This is a genomic window from Sphingobacterium sp. UBA6317, from assembly GCF_002440385.1.
GTDB lineage: Bacteria > Bacteroidota > Bacteroidia > Sphingobacteriales > Sphingobacteriaceae > Sphingobacterium > Sphingobacterium multivorum.
Genome location: NZ_DJTD01000046.1, coordinates 18,643 through 35,676, shown reverse-complemented (window position 1 = coordinate 35,676; position 17,034 = coordinate 18,643). Strand labels below are relative to the sequence as shown.

Annotated in this window: 15 protein-coding genes; 7 read left to right on the top strand and 8 right to left on the bottom strand. The window is 41.9% G+C overall.

Going from position 1 to position 17,034, the window contains the following annotated elements:
• Positions 1–18: 18 nt before the first annotated feature.
• From recG to lipB, 3 genes are all read left to right on the top strand, one after another.
• Positions 19–2,124 (top strand): ATP-dependent DNA helicase RecG, encoded by a 2,106-nt coding sequence (gene recG / locus B3E92_RS15200; RefSeq protein WP_201640024.1) that lies wholly within the window; start codon positions 19–21, stop codon positions 2,122–2,124.
• 510 nt (positions 2,125–2,634) lie between these two features.
• Positions 2,635–3,825 carry a GTPase HflX gene (hflX, locus tag B3E92_RS15195; RefSeq protein WP_286779058.1) on the top strand — a complete coding sequence of 397 codons (1,191 nt, stop codon included), beginning with the start codon at positions 2,635–2,637 and terminating at the stop codon, positions 3,823–3,825.
• A 59-nt stretch (positions 3,826–3,884) separates the two neighbouring features.
• Positions 3,885–4,580, top strand: a complete 696-nt coding sequence (lipB, locus tag B3E92_RS15190) for a lipoyl(octanoyl) transferase LipB (protein WP_286897476.1) — start codon at positions 3,885–3,887, stop codon at positions 4,578–4,580.
• 183 nt (positions 4,581–4,763) lie between these two features.
• Here the strand turns inward: lipB and B3E92_RS15185 are convergent, their stop codons facing one another.
• The 3 genes from B3E92_RS15185 to B3E92_RS15175 all read right to left on the bottom strand — a co-directional run bounded on the left by B3E92_RS15185 (position 4,764) and on the right by B3E92_RS15175 (position 7,026).
• Positions 4,764–5,984, bottom strand: coding sequence for a hypothetical protein (locus B3E92_RS15185; protein WP_204990869.1), 1,221 nt, complete (start codon positions 5,982–5,984; stop codon positions 4,764–4,766).
• A gap of 218 nt (positions 5,985–6,202) precedes the next feature.
• Complete coding sequence (locus tag B3E92_RS15180; RefSeq protein ID WP_070561333.1) at positions 6,203–6,583, bottom strand: hypothetical protein; 381 nt, start codon at positions 6,581–6,583, stop codon at positions 6,203–6,205.
• Positions 6,584–6,609: 26 nt separating this feature from the next.
• The gene (locus tag B3E92_RS15175) at positions 6,610–7,026 is read right to left on the bottom strand and encodes a hypothetical protein (protein ID WP_070561335.1); all 417 of its coding nucleotides are present in this window, start codon (positions 7,024–7,026) and stop codon (positions 6,610–6,612) included.
• A 186-nt stretch (positions 7,027–7,212) separates the two neighbouring features.
• Here B3E92_RS15175 and B3E92_RS15170 point away from each other — a divergent pair, with 186 nt between their 5' ends.
• Both B3E92_RS15170 and B3E92_RS15165 read left to right on the top strand, forming a co-directional pair.
• A complete protein-coding gene (locus B3E92_RS15170; protein WP_286897475.1) occupies positions 7,213–8,484 on the top strand; it encodes a hypothetical protein in 1,272 nt (423 codons plus the stop codon).
• A gap of 23 nt (positions 8,485–8,507) precedes the next feature.
• Positions 8,508–10,199, top strand: a complete 1,692-nt coding sequence (locus tag B3E92_RS15165; protein WP_286897474.1) for a HEPN domain-containing protein — start codon at positions 8,508–8,510, stop codon at positions 10,197–10,199.
• 99 nt (positions 10,200–10,298) lie between these two features.
• Here B3E92_RS15165 and B3E92_RS15160 read toward each other — a convergent pair whose 3' ends face one another.
• Both B3E92_RS15160 and B3E92_RS15155 read right to left on the bottom strand, forming a co-directional pair.
• The gene (locus B3E92_RS15160; protein ID WP_286897473.1) at positions 10,299–10,937 is read right to left on the bottom strand and encodes an NAD-dependent epimerase/dehydratase family protein; all 639 of its coding nucleotides are present in this window, start codon (positions 10,935–10,937) and stop codon (positions 10,299–10,301) included.
• Between the two features lie 76 nt (positions 10,938–11,013).
• Positions 11,014–12,591, bottom strand: coding sequence for a Na+/H+ antiporter (locus tag B3E92_RS15155; protein WP_286897472.1), 1,578 nt, complete (start codon positions 12,589–12,591; stop codon positions 11,014–11,016).
• A gap of 174 nt (positions 12,592–12,765) precedes the next feature.
• Between B3E92_RS15155 and B3E92_RS15150 the strand changes: the two genes are divergently transcribed.
• Positions 12,766–13,137: a hypothetical protein gene (locus B3E92_RS15150; protein ID WP_286897471.1), complete on the top strand. Its 372-nt coding sequence runs from the start codon at positions 12,766–12,768 to the stop codon at positions 13,135–13,137.
• 2 nt (positions 13,138–13,139) lie between these two features.
• Entirely contained in the window at positions 13,140–14,555 is a 1,416-nt protein-coding gene (locus B3E92_RS15145) for a PLP-dependent aminotransferase family protein (protein ID WP_201640018.1), read from the top strand.
• A gap of 192 nt (positions 14,556–14,747) precedes the next feature.
• Here the strand turns inward: B3E92_RS15145 and B3E92_RS15140 are convergent, their stop codons facing one another.
• From B3E92_RS15140 to B3E92_RS15130, 3 genes are read right to left on the bottom strand one after another with little or no spacing between them, the layout of a single operon-like run.
• Positions 14,748–16,391: a PepSY-associated TM helix domain-containing protein gene (locus B3E92_RS15140; protein WP_286897470.1), complete on the bottom strand. Its 1,644-nt coding sequence runs from the start codon at positions 16,389–16,391 to the stop codon at positions 14,748–14,750.
• A gap of 6 nt (positions 16,392–16,397) precedes the next feature.
• A complete protein-coding gene (locus tag B3E92_RS15135) occupies positions 16,398–16,676 on the bottom strand; it encodes a hypothetical protein (protein ID WP_070561349.1) in 279 nt (92 codons plus the stop codon).
• A 10-nt stretch (positions 16,677–16,686) separates the two neighbouring features.
• On the bottom strand, positions 16,687–17,019 hold the full coding sequence (locus B3E92_RS15130) for a hypothetical protein (protein ID WP_070561351.1): 333 nt from the start codon (positions 17,017–17,019) through the stop codon (positions 16,687–16,689).
• Positions 17,020–17,034 lie beyond the last annotated feature (15 nt).

The window sequence follows — 17,034 nt, the reverse complement described above, 5'->3', positions numbered from 1 at the left end:
ATTTAGCCATCAAGAAGAATGGCTGAATTACGTTTAATTACCCCGATAGAATACCTCAAAGGTGTAGGTCCACAAAAAGCAGATGTACTCAAAAAAGAGCTACAGGTATTTACGATTGGTGATCTATTGACACAGTATCCTTTCCGTTATATCGACCGTACGGAGTTTCATAAAATCCGGAAACTTCATCCCGATATGATGGCTGCACAGGTGCTGGGCCGTCTGGTTTCTTTACAGCTCGTAGGCGAAAAGAGAACGAAACGTCTTGTTGGCTCATTCAAAGATGAGACCGGCTCCATGGAACTGGTCTGGTTTCAGTCCATCCCCTGGCTTCAAAAATCATTGAAAGTCGGATCCGCCTATATTATTTATGGCAAGCCGAGCGAATTCAATGGCCAGCTATCCATTACCCATCCCGAAATGGATCTGTATAACCCGCAGGTAAAACAGATCGGCAATATGAGTTTACAGCCGGTTTATTCATCGACAGAAAAACTCAAAAAGTTCAATCTGGATACCAAGGGAATCCAACGCTTACAAGAGACTGCTTTGGAAACCGTATTCCGCAGTATTGACGAATCGCTTCCCGAGGATGTGCTCACTAAACATCGCCTTATTTCCAGGCAACAGGCTTTTGCATCCATTCACTTTCCAAGCGATCAAAAGGAGCTGAACCAGGCCATCAAACGCATCAAATTTGAAGAGCTATTTTTTATTCAGCTGAAGCTGCTCAACAACAAGCAGCTCAACACACAGAAATTCAGAGGCCAGCGGTTCAATAAAGTCGGTGAAAAATTCAACACGTTCTTTAACGAGCGCCTTCCATTTCCTTTGACAGGAGCGCAAAAGCGCGTTGTGAAGGAAATCCGCATGGATACCAATACAGGTGCGCAGATGAACCGCCTGGTACAGGGCGATGTAGGTTCCGGGAAAACAGTTGTTGCCCTCATGAGCATGCTGCTTGCTGTCGACAATGGATTTCAGGCCTGTATGATGGCTCCTACAGAAATCCTGGCGACACAGCATTATCATGGACTAAAGCAGCTCGTGGGCGATGACATCGTCAATATCAAGATACTTACAGGATCCACAAGCACAAAGGAACGCCGTTTGATCCACCAGGCACTGGAAGATGGCAGCTTAGATATTTTAATTGGCACCCACGCCCTGATCGAGGATAAGGTACAGTTCAAGAACCTGGGCTTCGTTGTTATTGACGAACAACACCGCTTTGGCGTGGAACAACGGGCCAAACTCTGGCGCAAGAATGTCATTCCACCGCATATGTTGGTCATGACAGCGACACCAATTCCACGCACATTGGCCATGACCATGTATGGCGACTTGGACATCTCTGTAATTGACGAATTACCTGCTGGGCGTAAACCGATTAAGACTGTTCACTTTTTTGAAAGCTCCCGTTTACGGATGTTTGGTTTTATGCGTGAGGAGATCGCCAAGGGAAGACAGGTCTATGTGGTATATCCCCTCATCAAGGAAAGCGAAAAACTGGACCTGATCTACCTTGAAGCAGGTTTGGAGAACTTACAACGTGAATTTCCATTACCACAATACAAGATCAGTATTGTTCATGGCAAGATGCCTGTAAAGGACAAGGACTTTGAGATGCAGCGCTTTGTCAAACACGAAACACAGATTATGGTTGCCACTACCGTTATCGAGGTGGGCGTTAATGTTCCCAATGCATCGGTGATGGTCATTGAAAATTCCGAACGATTTGGACTATCCCAGCTGCATCAATTACGTGGCCGTGTAGGCCGTGGTGCTGAACAGTCTTTCTGTATTCTGATGTCGGGCAATAAGCTGAGCAAAGAAGGACGATTAAGGCTGGATACCATGGTGCGTACCAATGACGGATTTGAAATTGCAGAAGTCGATCTACAGTTACGTGGCCCGGGCGACATCTCCGGCACGCAACAATCGGGTGTACTTGACCTCAAGATGGCGAATCTGGCGACAGATCAGGCATTGCTTACAGAATGCCGCAACACGGTCATTGCTATCTTCAAAGAAGACCCAACGCTACAAAGCGAAAAGAATCAGTTGCTGCGAAGCTTCCTCGCCAGAAAATCAGATGGCATTGCCTGGGACAAGATTTCTTAATCGCATGTCATTTTCGAAATAAAAAGCGGGGCCAGCAAATAAATCGATAACGTGTTTAAGTGAATAAATAGAGCGCATTGGGATCTAAAGGCCACTCGTCAACATAAATAGGATACGAATTGTTTTTATTAGTTCTTGAAGACAATTTATCTTTTTTGTATATAAAACCAAATTTATTTACTTTTGCATCATTATGAACATGATATAGAAAAATATCCCTTCTTTTACTAGGCAAAAGATGGCGACCGAACGCTTACATATTTTGAGTTGCCCTGGTAAGCAAATCACAGGAAATTTATTGGTTAATGGAGAATTATGTCATAATCGGCATCAGTCTTGTGTGGTTTACAAACGCATAAATTCTTAAATTTACCTTTTCAAACAAAAACCGGGCTTACAAGCTCATTGAAAATAATTTAAAAAGTGAACGTATAACAATAGGTAGGCAATAGCATACATTGCAAAGCTTAATGACCTCCCTACTTCACTTGAAAGACTTAATAGTACAAAATGGCCAGAATTAAAATACACGATACAGCAATAAAACCCGAAACAGCCGTCTTGGTGAGTGTGATCACGCCAAGTGTGACGGAGACAAAAGCAAAGGAATATTTGGAGGAACTTGAATTTTTGGTACAGACTGCCGGTGGCGAGACCAAAGGCATGTTTACACAGAAACTGGGCTTTCCAGATCGCTCTACATTTGTCGGCAGTGGAAAGCTGGAAGAAATAAAAGCATACGTTGAAGCGGAGGAAATTGACATCGTTGTTTTCGACGATGAGCTTTCACCTTCGCAGCTGCGTAATATTGAGAAAGAATTGAAACGCAAGATATTGGACCGCTCCAACCTTATCCTGGACATCTTTGCCCGACATGCCAAAACTGCACAGGCAAAGACACAGGTCGAATTGGCACAGCTGCAATATCTATTACCACGTCTGACCCGTATGTGGACCCACTTGGAACGTCAGCGCGGGGGTATTGGTATGCGTGGTCCGGGTGAGTCACAGATCGAGACCGATAGACGGATCATCCTGGACAAGATTTCCCTGTTCAAAGAACGCCTAAAAGCAATCGACAAGCAAAACGAGACACAACGAAAAAACCGTGGCGAGATGATCCGTGTAGCTTTGGTAGGTTACACCAATGTCGGAAAATCGACGATCATGAATATGATCTCCAAGTCTGATGTACTGATCGAGAATAAACTTTTCGCAACATTGGATACGACGGTACGTAAAGTTGTGATCGACAACCTTCCTTTTTTGCTTTCAGATACCGTTGGTTTTATCCGCAAACTACCACACCACCTGGTGGAATGTTTCAAATCCACATTGGATGAAGTTCGGGAAGCCGATGTCCTGATCCATGTGGTCGACATTTCGCATCCGAATTTTGAGGATCACATCCAGGCGGTAAACGAAACATTGAAGGATCTTAAAGCACTTGACAAACCGGTGATTACAGTGTTCAACAAAATTGACCTTTATAAACCGGCCGTCGAAGAAGGACACGATGGTGAGGAAATCGAGGTCACGTTGGATGACTTTCGTAATTCCTGGATGGCAAAAAATTCTGATCCAGCAATCTTTCTATCAGCAACGAATAAAACGAATATCGAAGAGTTCAAACAAAAACTTTACGATATTATTGTGAAAATGCACAATGAACGCTACCCTTACAATAACTTATTGTATTAATTTTGACAAACAATGCTGTGAACGGGCCTTATACTGTTCACAGCTTAATAAAATACGAAATGAACAAAGAGGTGCAGTTTCAAGATTGGGGCCTTGTCGATTATCAGGAAGCCTGGGACAGACAAGAATCCATCTTTAAGGGCGTATTGGACATCAAACATGACAATAGAGTCAATGCAACAGCAGCAAATACCCCAAATTACTTGATCTTTACAGCACATCCCCATGTTTACACCTTAGGGAAAAGCGGGCACGAGGAATACCTGCTCCTAGATGAGAAAGGACTGGAAGAGAAAGAGGCCAAATTCTACAAGATCAACCGTGGTGGCGACATTACCTATCATGGTCCGGGACAGATTATCGGTTATCCGATACTGGATCTCGACAACTTCTTTACGGATATCCATCTGTATCTGCGTACACTGGAAGAAGCTATCATATTGACCTGTGCGGATTATGGTATCGAAGCAGGGAGATATCCCGGGTTTACGGGAGTATGGATAGAACCGGATAAACCAACTGCACGCAAGATCTGTGCAATGGGCGTGCGTGCTTCACGCTGGGTGACCATGCATGGCTTCGCATTCAATGTCAATACAGATCTTGATTATTTCGGCAACATCATTCCTTGCGGCATCGACGATAAGGATGTAACGTCTTTAAAACGGGAGCTTGGCAAAGAAGTTGATATGGAAGACGTGAAAGGGAAACTTAAAGGCCATATTGCCCAACTCTTTGAAATGCAAATAGTGTAATTTAAGTTTTCAATAACATACAAAGGCCCTTTGAAAGCGGAATTTTAATCTCCTTTCAAAGGGCCTTACTTTTTTGAGCATCCCTGTTCCTCATGGTTAATAAAAACCCTACTAAAGACACAAACGAGGGACATTTTCAGACACTTGGAGGTCTTTACGTGACCCCGACGCTATTTCCGAATATCAACAATAATACATACACTCATAGCTGGCGAGTTTCCCATCAACAAATCTGAAAATAAATAATCCTGCATCGCCATTTTGAATATAGAAAGTATGTGGCGTTGAAATCCAGTCTGCCGAAAGCAGTTCACCAAAGTGGTTTACAAAGTCTCTTTCCGCATAATTGGCATCCATCCGCTGGTCCCCCAACACAATAGCTTCACCCGCACTAAAAAATAGCTTATACAAGGTTCCGACCACTTTGCCTTTATAATTTTCTTCAAAGGCAACGATCATATTCGGTGTTTTATAATAATACCGCGGCTCCCAGCCACATTCGGGCATATCGGGTATTTCGGTAACCCCCTGCAGCGCCAGTTGCTTCATTTGTCCATCTGTGATTTTACCATCAAATAAAGACACTCCTTTCCATTCGAAATGGAAGTTTAAGGCCTTCAGTTTCTTTGCGTACACTTCGGACTGGAACTCATGTTGAAATTTATCGGCCATTAACAGTTCAAAATCGATATCAACCTTGGGGTCCACTTTTCCCGCTTTGTCGTAAGATTCCTTCCAATAGGTAAGCGCCTGTTTTAACTTGGAATACTTCGTCCAGCCGATTTCACGTAGACGGCCTGCCTGTATCAGTTCTTCCTCCTGGTCCTTCCCTTTGACAGCCAAATATTCTTTAAGGACCTTGTCATAGCTTAACTCAGCACCCAAAAATTTCATCTGAATGTACTCCGGATTTTCATGGAAGTGGTCTCCGATGTAGACCCATCCATCTGTGTAGAGCGGCACATAATCGATACATACCATTTCATTGAGCCCCGCCCTACGCACAGCGGTACTTGTGGTATTGGGTGCCTTACGCACGCGCAATTGCGAGACCTGTACATAGAAATGTGGGCATTGAGCGCCTTCGGTTCCGCGATAGAAATATTGTTGTGGTTCTCCGGCAGACCTTTTTCCATCCATGGCACTTTTCAGAGGCTGACGGTCTATAAAACCGATATCCCCATTATTCACCTGCACTTTGTAATGCGTGTTGGTGGAATCCAACAGATACACAGGTGCCTCTGTTGGAAAAACTCCCAAGAGGTCTTTATTATTTCCTGCTTCACGGAAAAGGTGCCCCCATGTTGAGGTATAAAGTGGCCGTTGACCCGCTGGCTGTCCTACTGCGTGATGCACAAACCAACTAACAAAAAAGCAGAGTATGAGTAATCCTTTTTTTGGCATAAAATTAATTCTTTGAATACATGACCAGTGGTCGCTCCATTGCGATCAACAGCAGGGAACGAGACATCAATAAATGCAACAGAAACTTTTCCTGGCTACCGGTCAAACACGCACCGTTGCAATAACGAAATTAAAACAAAAAGGAGGCCAATGAAATCACCGGAATCAGGTATTTTTTTGGGCAGGAGATTGTTTGGTTTCTAAACTACGCAATGTGGCTATTTGCGCTGTAATAAACTTACCTGACCTTCCAATGAGAGGATTGTTTTTTCCTGTGCCTTGACCGTTTGCTCTAAGGCATTGACCAGCTGTTTATAAATACCAAGACCTTCGGCAGTGACATGAGCTGTTTCGGCAGGTAGAGCACTGAGCGCCCCCTTCTCATCCTTTCGCATCATAGTCCCTTCACCCATGAGCAACCAGGCTGGGCTAATGTCAGGATGTTTGGACAATATAGCCACCATAGCATCTGAACTGAGTGCAGTATTTTTCTGCCCTCCCTTAAAGTTTGCATAGGAAAGTTGCACATCTTTGAAAAATTCGGTCTTACTGATGCCTTTGGTTTCAGCGATCAGCAGCACACGTTCCTTTACATTCACTTATAGCTTTTTTAAATGTTGGCTGTTTATTTATTTCTTAACGATTTTATTTCTTGCTCTTGAATTGACAATAATCGCTCCAACGAAATAATTGTCTTCTCCTGAGATTTAATTGTGATATTTTGTGACGATATAACCTGTCTTAAGGAGTTGACAACGGCATTAGTAACGCCCTCAATTTCATTTGTCACATAACCCTCCTTTTCTTCTTCCTGAGCAAGAACGGGCTTTAGCATCTCACCTTCGCCTTTTAACAACCATTCGGAAGAATATGCAGGATATTTTTCAACAATACTAACTAACCATTTCGCCTGTACATCTGTATTGTTGGTTAAGGCACGTGTAAATACTCCTCTACTAGCTCCAACGGCAGTTTCAAAGGCTGTCACGCTCAGTCCTTCTCGATCTGCAATAACTTTAATTCTCGTTAAAAAAGAACTCATAATCAATAATTATCAATATAAAATTTGATTAATTGAAAATTAGTGTTTAAATTAGCTTAACTATTGATAATTATAAACACATCATTCACCAAAAACTAACAAATGAAACCAACAGGGCTATAGATCAGTGCACAGATCATTATGAACCCAAGCAGCAGTTTCATCAACTTTAAAACATATAATCTGATGAAAAATACGCAAAAGAAACTAAAAGCGAAACATTTTCGCTATTTAACCCAAGAACACATCGACGATCCGATGAAATATCTCATTGGGTTCTTTGAAAGCGAAACATCCATACGTGACTGGTTAGCGGACCTAAATACGCTAATTAACGCGGCTTCAAACGCAAAGATGAACCCACCACGTTCCTCTACCGGATATCTCACTAGAAAATTAATTGAACAGGTGGAATTGGCCTATGTTATTTTTAGGAAATGTAAACTAAAAACAATAGAACAACCGCTGAAGTTCAACAAAGGCGTTTCAGACTACTGGAATCAGCTATTAGCAACAGACTCATCGGCAAGCAATATTGATACTGCAGCAGACAGCATTAGCCGTTTTTTTTCTTATGAGTCTTTACAACAATGGTACAACATTCTTGATGATTTATGGATAAGTTTAGGAGACAGAGATAATGGCTTTTTAGGCGACAACGGCCATGAAATTCTTGCTATAAAAGAATTCCTACTGCGCCTAGCTGCTGCTCTCGGAAAGATCTATGAAAATCAAATACTTCCAAACAATGTTATAGAAAATCAAGAAGACATTACAGATGCGCAGCGCCAAACCCAGCAATCTTTGGACGAAACAGAAGACGAAATACTTCATCCAAAAAAACGCATTATATTGCCCGACTGGCTTGCTTCTCAATCTTACTCCATCTCAGCATTAAAAGATTTCTTTGATAGAGACGATCTAAATGGCTGGCGAGAAGATATCCGATATTGGTACCAAACGGTCATATACGAAAAAGAATTCTGGTCTGCTGATCATGAAAACAGTAAATTTTCGGGAGCAAATCTACTCTTTAACTACGCCTGTCTTTACTCCTTATTAGAAATGTTATCCAATAAATCTGAGGAATCCTCTATTCTTCCAGTCGGCATGGACAATTCATTTTCGATATTGCCCGAATGCCAATCAATTTTGATTAGACATGCAAAAGAGGAGATTATACTTTATTATGTATCGAATGAAGAATTAGACAATCCTTTGTCAGCACTATTGGCAACAGTTAAAACATACGATCAGCAAGAATGGAATGAAATCTTGTATGAATGGATCAACTATGGCCTCGCCAAAAACCGATATACCGGTACCTATTCAGACTACAGTACACGAATTTACCAGACTATGATCAAAATATTAGAACTGGCCTATTTAACAGCTTTTTCTGAAGAGATAGAATTCCCCAATCAAGAACAAATAGCTCCAATAGAAACAAAAATATAACCTCCATTTATTCAACCCATATTATGAATACCGATATTAATCCTATTATCGAGGCAATCCTTCGTGCTGTTGCTGTCGATGAAATCTACCAATGGACTTTTGACCACGATGGTAAAAAGTATCAGATGCTACAGGTCAATCTTACGTCAAATGCCGGAATTCGATTTTCCGACGCCAACAGTCTGATAAACAAAACTGTTGGCTCCTATCCCAATGTGTATATCAATGTGAACTTCACGCACGAAATACAACAAAAAGTGGATCAAGGTTTAGGCCGAGCCTATCTTATTTGCCAACCTGAAAACCGCATTTATCAGAATCCCGTGCAAGAGATTCCCCTTGTCTTACCCAATAATAAAAGTGACGAAGTCATCGAAAAAACACGGACATATATCGAAAAGGAAAAGAGCAAGATTCGATCTTTTATTGATGGCTACAATTTCTATTTTGAGCATAAAAATTATGCACACGCAGCATTCATGCTACATCAAGCTTTGGAACTTGCATTTCGAACATCCGAAAATATCCTCGTTGTTGAGGATAAGAAGTCCCATTCCTTAAAAAACCATATAAACTATCTCAAATCTTTCGGCGATCGCCTCCGCACACTAGCCGATAATAACGAAAAAAAACAGGCTTTGGAGAAAATTAACAAGGCTTACATCGACTATCGATATCACTTTGATTATTTTATCGATGAAGATGTATTAGAAACAGCCTATCAGATTGCTATCAATACATTAAACTGGATATACGATTATTCCAATCTTCTTTACAAAGAAATTAGGGTAAAACTTACCATTCTTCCGAGTTGCAATAAGGAGATTGAAAATTACAAAACTAAGAATGATATATACAAACAAACCTATTGTAACTCCAACTATCGGGATCTTATTCTTAATGCAATTGAATGTTATTGTACACCAACTTTGGTTGCTTGTTTTGGTTATCGCTCTGATTATTACAAATACCATAATGCGCTCCAAAGAACCAAAAATGACCGCATCACGCATGCCTACTATATTTTTGTCGCTTATGATACTTTAAACGCCGAGCTAAATAATCTGCCCCAGCTCATTACGGATATGCTCCCCAACAATGTATCGCTTACTTTCGCCCTTGAAAACTCCTCAGCTTTCAGCAAACAGCTTTCAAAGGGTCATCCCTTTTTTCTTTCGCTCCTGAAAGCGGGTGACATCTGGTTGCAAAATACATCCATAGCTAATATCGATCGGGAAAGCATCGTTGCCCCACAGCTAAATCTAGATTATGTACGTCAACAATGGAAGACGCGCTATAATAATGCGCGCACATTATACTTGCCTTATGAGGAATACTGCTCGGCAATAAGCATAGAGGCCGTATATTTTATGCTATCTCAAGCGCTGGAACAAGTTTGTCTTGGCGTAATCAATAGCGTACTTCAATACAAACCGCAACGGGTCAACCTTACTTTCCTCATGCAACTCTGCAAATTGATAGTTCCTGATGCCTACTTCATTTTTTGCTTGGATCATCAAGATCAGCTTAACGCCTTCAAAAACATTACGGAAGCACAGCAGGAATTTAGATATAATGCAAATTATAAAGGAAATCCACTAACAATTATAGAATTGCAAAAACGCACAAAAACGTTTATAGAAAGGTGTAACCAAGAGATGGAGAGCTATTTCGAGAAAATTTCTAGCCAACAGCTGGTCGAACAAGTTGAATAGAAGGCCGCTTATGAAGGAATAAACCAATTATAATTATGTCAAATAATTTGCAAATAATCGGGATTATTCCGATTGCTATATAAATATTTAACAAAGCGATCAAGCAAGGGCCCGAATATCTTTAATTTCCAATATATTCTTAACGTCATCGCGTTCCACGGCATGTATCATGGCACGTCCGACTTCATGTAGGGAAAGTACTGCTGAAGGGGCAAAAAATTTGATTATTTTGGCCACAAAAGCAAAGGGATTGGCATGCTTTTGCCCTGAAACAGTCGTCATTGCTCCTGGTCTAAAGTTATACTCCTTTTTGAACGGTAATTTGGCAAGATCATTCTCTGTTTTACCCTTAACCCTAGCCCACATCACTTTGCCTTGCTCCGTACTATCGGTGCTTCCTCCGGAAACATAAATAAAACTGATCTCCGAATTGATTTCCAACAGGGACTTTGCAAAAGCTAGTGTTGTATCATAAGTAATATAACGGTACTTGTCTTCTTTCATTCCCCCAGAACTCACGCCAGCACAGTAAAAGCAGGCATCATAGCCTGCAATCGCATCTCTAAATAGCGAGAGTTTAGTAAAGTCTTCGACCAAAAGTTCCTTTAATTTTGGATGCTGAATGGCAGCAGTCCGGCGGGAAATGCTCAGCACGGCTGTTACCTTTTCATTTTGTAGACATTCCAGCAAAACGCCTTCGCCAACCATTCCGGTGGCCCCTGTTATAATTACCTTCATATTTCAGCATGGCTCCTCATTGGAACCTTTAGTTAAAAATACATTATTGCCCTGAGGCATTTATAAAACCCTATGACTAAATCCGTCGCAACCGCTCTTCTTCCAAGTCCAGTTGATATAACTGCGAACGAAAAATCCCCTCGTCAATAGTCGACTCGCAGTTTAGCTTCTGAAGATACTCCCTTTGTACATCCAAAAGCTCCATAAATATCACTTTCGTTTTTTCATTCATCCACGAATCATCGGCCGCATTCACCTTTTCTTCCCAATGTTTCAAAATGCGGTCCATAACATCACGGTTGTGCAGTTCTTTCTCATGTCTATCTTTCAGAAATTGGTAAACATGATGTTTCAATCCTTGCTTCATGCGACTACGGACCTGCTCTTCGGGCTCTTCTTCAAATGTTTCGAACAGCCTAGTCCTTCTGATTAAGTAGGGCAAGGTAAGCCCTTGTATCAAGAGCGTGGATAAGATCACGACAAAGGTGATAAATAAGATCAGGTTTCGCTGCGGAATAGCCACAACATTCATAACGACAGGAATGGATAATGCTGCTGCCAATGACACCACACCACGCATGCCGGTCCAGCCCAACAAAAGAGGCATTAGAAAACGCTGTTTGGTAGATATCGATCTTGGCGCCACACCCGGGCGAAAAATAAGGGTAGCAATCATGGCTGAATACGAGCTGATAATACGGGCAAGGATCAATACTCCCGTTACCAAAAGACCGTACCCGATGGCTTCCAACAGCGACGTTCCATTGGACCGCAAACCCGCAACAATCTCCGGAAGATCTAATCCAATAATAAAAAATACGATACCGTTCAGGATAAACACAAAACTCTCCCAGACACTCAGCCCCCGCACCCGGCTCGTACTATTGAGAAATGTCAGCCGCTGACCGGACATCAAAAGGCCACCGGCAACGACAGCCAACACCCCTGAGCTATGGAATTGCTCTGCGATCCAATACATAAAGTAAGGTTCAATCAAGGTAAGTGCAATATCCGAGGGCGCATCTGTCGGTAGACGCTTGTGTGCCTGTATAAAAAACCAACCCAATAACAGGCCAATACCCACACCACCGACCAGCATCCAGATAAAGGATACCGCAGCTTGTCCCCATACAAATTGCCCTGTACCAACCGCAATAAGAGCAAAACGGACTATGATCAATGATGAAGCATCATTTAACAGGCTTTCGCCTTCCAGGATCGCAGAGGTAGCTTTGGGAACTTTCACAAATTTCATAATCGCTCCTGTGCTGACAGCATCTGGCGGTGACACAATGCCTCCCAGCAGAAAGCCCAACGCTAGTGTAAAGCCCGGTATATAATAATTGGCAACAACCGCGACAGAAAGTGCCGTAAAGAATACAACCAAGAAGGCAAAACTCCCGATAATACGCCACCATTTCTTCATCTCCTTAAACGAAATTGACCAAGAAGCCTCGCAAAGCAAGGGCGGTAGAAAAATGAGAAAGATGACGTCCGGATCAATCGTCACTACGGGCAAAGTGGGAATAAAACTAATGAATAGCCCCGCCAGAACCAAGAGAATGGGATAGGCTACCCGTAGTTTGGTCGCCCACATTTCGATCAATACGATGATCGCAATCATTGCGATAAATAAAGGAAATAAGCTGTGCATACTACTTCATAATTTATAGATCCGGAGATATCCTTTTCGTAGTGTAAAGATCTCAAATGGAAATTACAAAAATCACCGGACAACCTAATTTTTTTCTGTACCCCTATTTTAACGGCACTCTGTACCTAAACGGCATCCTGTACCCTTCTTAAATTAGCAAAAAGATTTATTCTTATGGCGACAACTGCACATCAACCGTATCTGATCAGACAAGTGGATCTTTCTGATTTAGCGCTTATCAAAGAAATACAAAACAAAAAGCAGGTAGATACAGCACACATAAGCATGCCTTTCCTGGTGCTCGACCAAGGCAATCAATTAAAAGCCTTTTCGTCTGTAATACTCTGCAAAAAGAATTTACTGTCGGTCGAAATGACCTACGACGGTCCTATTTCGGATACGCTTTCCAACGTATTTATGGACAAAGCGCAATCCTTCTTTGAGCAGCAGTTGATGAACCTATTTGGTTCGGAAGAATCGCTCAGAAAAGGAATCCGCCGATATAATAACTGGTTAAATCAAAACAGAAACAGTAAATTAGCATAAGGATGGAACAGCAACTGTTATATAAAAAAATAGCCAATATCGTAGAGAACCAGATCAAAAATGGTTCCTTGGTCTATGGCGATCGTTTACCTTCTGTCCGCAGCGCTCAGAAATTATACAATGTAAGTTTAAATACGGCAAAAAGTGCCTATATGGAACTAGAGAGTCGATCGCTCATTGAATCACGCCCAAAATCGGGCTATTTTGTAAGTCGGTCTGGGCTCCGTCGGATGGCTATCCCGTCCATTTCTACCTTCAAAATCGACGAAAAGAAACAAGATCCCGCGGCATTGATCGATAAAGTTTTCCACTCCCTGGAAGACAAGGAAATTACACGCTTTTCACTGGGTTTACCCAGTGCATCATTACTTCCGATTCAGAAACTTAATCGATGCATTATAGAGTCGGTTCATGAGCTGCATGATTACGGTGATCAATATGGACAGGTACAGGGAAGTCCGAGCTTACGGAAAGAAATTGCCAAATGGTCATTGGTACTTGAGGGAAAAATAAGTGACGAGGATCTTATTATCACGTCGGGCGCCATGAATGCCATCTACAGCTGCCTTCGTGCCGTCACTAAACCCGGCGACACCATAGCGGTAGAAAGCCCCCTTTACTTTGGCTTTATTCAGGCTTTTCAACTACTGGGCCTCAAAACCATCGAGATTCCGACCCACCCTATTACGGGAATTGAATTGGATGCCCTGAAAAAAGTTATTCATAAAATTGATGTCTGTTGTTTTGTCACCAACTTTAGCAATCCATTGGGCGCACTCATGCCTGAGGAGCACAAGAAAGAGCTTGTCAAACTGCTCGCACACCACCATATTCCATTGATTGAAGACGACCTATATGGAAACATCTATTTCGGTTCGTCACGGCCCAAACCATGCAAATATTTTGACGAAGAGGGACTGGTGATGTGGTGTGGATCATTTACCAAAGTATTAGCCCCAAGTTTTCGGCTCGGTTGGGTTGAGCCCGGGCAATACAAAGATAAGATCCTAAAACAAAAGCTCATACAAACGATTTCGCAGCCTGCAATTTACCAGGAAGCTGTTTCCAAATTCTTACAGATCGGCCGGTACGACCATCACCTCAATAGCTTCAGAAAAAAACTGTACAGCAATTATGTCAATTTTAGAAACAGCATTGAGGCCCATTTTCCGGAAAATACCAAAATGTCGCAGCCCGAAGGTGGCTTTGTACTTTGGTTAGAGCTGGACAAAAAGATAGACTCAACGGTGCTATACGATTATGCGCTCAGGCAAAAGTTGAGTTTTGCTCCGGGAAGGATGTTTACACAGCACGATCAGTTTAAGAACTGTATTCGGCTAAACTATGCCGTGGACTGGAACGAAAAGACAGCACAGGATCTGATGCGCCTCGGCCGATTTTTTAAGGCTGTATTGTAAGAGGAAATTTCCGCGATCATCAGTATGGTATCCTTGGATAAGAATTGCTCTGCGCCATGAGGCGTTGTCTACCAGGATCTGACCTTAAAGGTATTTAAGCCGTACCCTATAAACGTTCCAAGGGCACCTTGTGAGCACCCTTGGAAATAAAAAACAAAGTGTATACACTTCGCAGAGAGAAAAGAATCTTTGTTAACGAATCGTCTCAAAGAATTTTTTAGTCTTGTTATAGGCGATTACACCAATTATACCGATCATCAGCCATAAAAAGTCGACGACGAAAATATCCCGCTGTCCATTGCGGAAGGTATCCCAGATCCAGTTACCAGTCATAAAACCATTGGCAAGTGGAATAAAAAATGCCAATATGCTTCCAACCAGCAATGTTTCGCGATTGGTTCTGCGTATGCTTCTCCGGATAATGTAATACAGTGAAAATAGGAGCCAGCTATAGAAATAAACGCGGTATATAAAATCCTGATTGACCTCAGGGCTCAATTTAATAGCAATGAAAGTCAATGCAGTGACAGGTAACATCGTCAAACATATTGCCGTGAAAATATTGGCCGCCCAGAAATTGAATTTTCGTTTTCGTGGAATTACGTTGTTTTTGTCACGCGCTACCAACCAGATCAATATACCCGAGATAATAACAAGACACCCCATAACTCCCAAAATAAAGTACACCATCTTGAGCGGATAGCCTCCATAATCGCCATAATGCAACCGGTATATAATGCTGCGCACCCCATCTGCATAGCTAGCATCGCTAACTGCTGATTTCTCGGCAACAACTTTATTGTCGGCCGCTCGCACAGACAACAGCCCCGATCCAGCAAAGCTTTTGTTAAAATGCGGTTCCAGCTCCATGATAACATGCATATTGGAGTCTGCGTAGTTTTTGATCGTAATACGCTGAAAATCGGCTTCCGGCCATTTGTGTTTTGCCAGATCTAAAAATGGAGCGATATTAATGTCTGCATTTAAAGGTTTGTAGGTATAAGGAAAATTGGTTTCGGCACTAACCCCCATCTCCTGATACATTTTTTGCTGATCACCATCATACAACAACTTGCTCAGCGGCAAAGCGAGTACTGAATTGATGATCAAGAACGTACCTGTTACCGCGAAGATAAATTGAAACGGAAAACCAATGACGCCCAATGCGGTGTGCATATCGGTCCATACCGTTTTCCATTTACTGAAGGGTCTGAACACAAAGAAATTTGAGACGATCTTATCCCAATGCAGCAATAACCCGGTAATAAGGGCAAACAGAAAAATAAAAGCGGTAATACCTGCAATAAGATAACCAAATGGCGCTATGCCTACCCGAATCGGCACCTGATTGAGCTGGGCCAAGAAATGCAAACGAAATAAAAACTCGCCCATATCGTAATTCTGCACATAGTCTCCAGCCTTTTTATTAGCAAAATTATAGGTAAAGTTCTTTGAATCATCATCTCCACCCCTTCTGCGGCTATTCTTTTTTGCAGCTTTTTGTTCAGGCGTGATCTTCGCCAGGTTTTCTTTATTGAGTATACTATCGTTGGATGCACTCAAGCCCAAGTAGGCTGAAGTCCCTTCCCGGTGCATATAAAAGGTAATATCGCGTCCATGCAAATTTGTTTGTCCTTTGAGTGAGTCGAGCAAATGATCAACGTTTTTATGATCTTCGCGATAAGTCTTATACGACGTATTATTCTGCCAGGCAGCAATTTCATTCCTAAAAAACGCAAATGATCCCGCAAAAAATATCACATAAAGGACAGCGCAAATAATAATGCCACTAATGGTATGCGTATTGAAATAGATATTATAATTTCGGTTATTCATGGTCAATTACATTTTGAAAAAATAAGGCAGCGAAAAAACTGCCGCCAAGAGTAAGTATAATCCCCATATTTTCCATCCACTCTTAGCAAGAAAGGCCAACAAGAGCAGTACTGCCCATAGGAGATAACCCGTGAAGCAAGCCGTGGCAACAACATCCTTTTTCTCAAAAATATGAGTGACCAAAACGTGGAAAGAGATCATGACGACATAACCACCGATAAATCCGGCTGTAATTTTCAGGAATCGCTGAAAGGGCGTACTGAGGTATTTTTTATTAGCAGGCATATTTAATCGGTTAAGAAATCAATAATTCAACACAAAGGCTAAATACATACAATCCCATAATTGGGTATAATTTGAAATAGCGATAAGGATTTAATAGGACCACAAGACACATCATGCACATGAAATAGGCAAAAAAAGCAAAAAAACCTGCTCCAAAACCTTGCAGATAAAGAACAGCTCCAAATGGAAAGATCAATAGCAGCATGCTCAATGTGCGCACAAACTTCGTTTGTGCGCACAATTTTTCAAGCCATTGTGGTCTAGGGCCAAACTTCACCTTTTTGCTCGTGTTGTAAAAAAGATAGGCTCCCATGAGTATAACGATTAACAGTGTACTATACATCGATTCTATAATTTA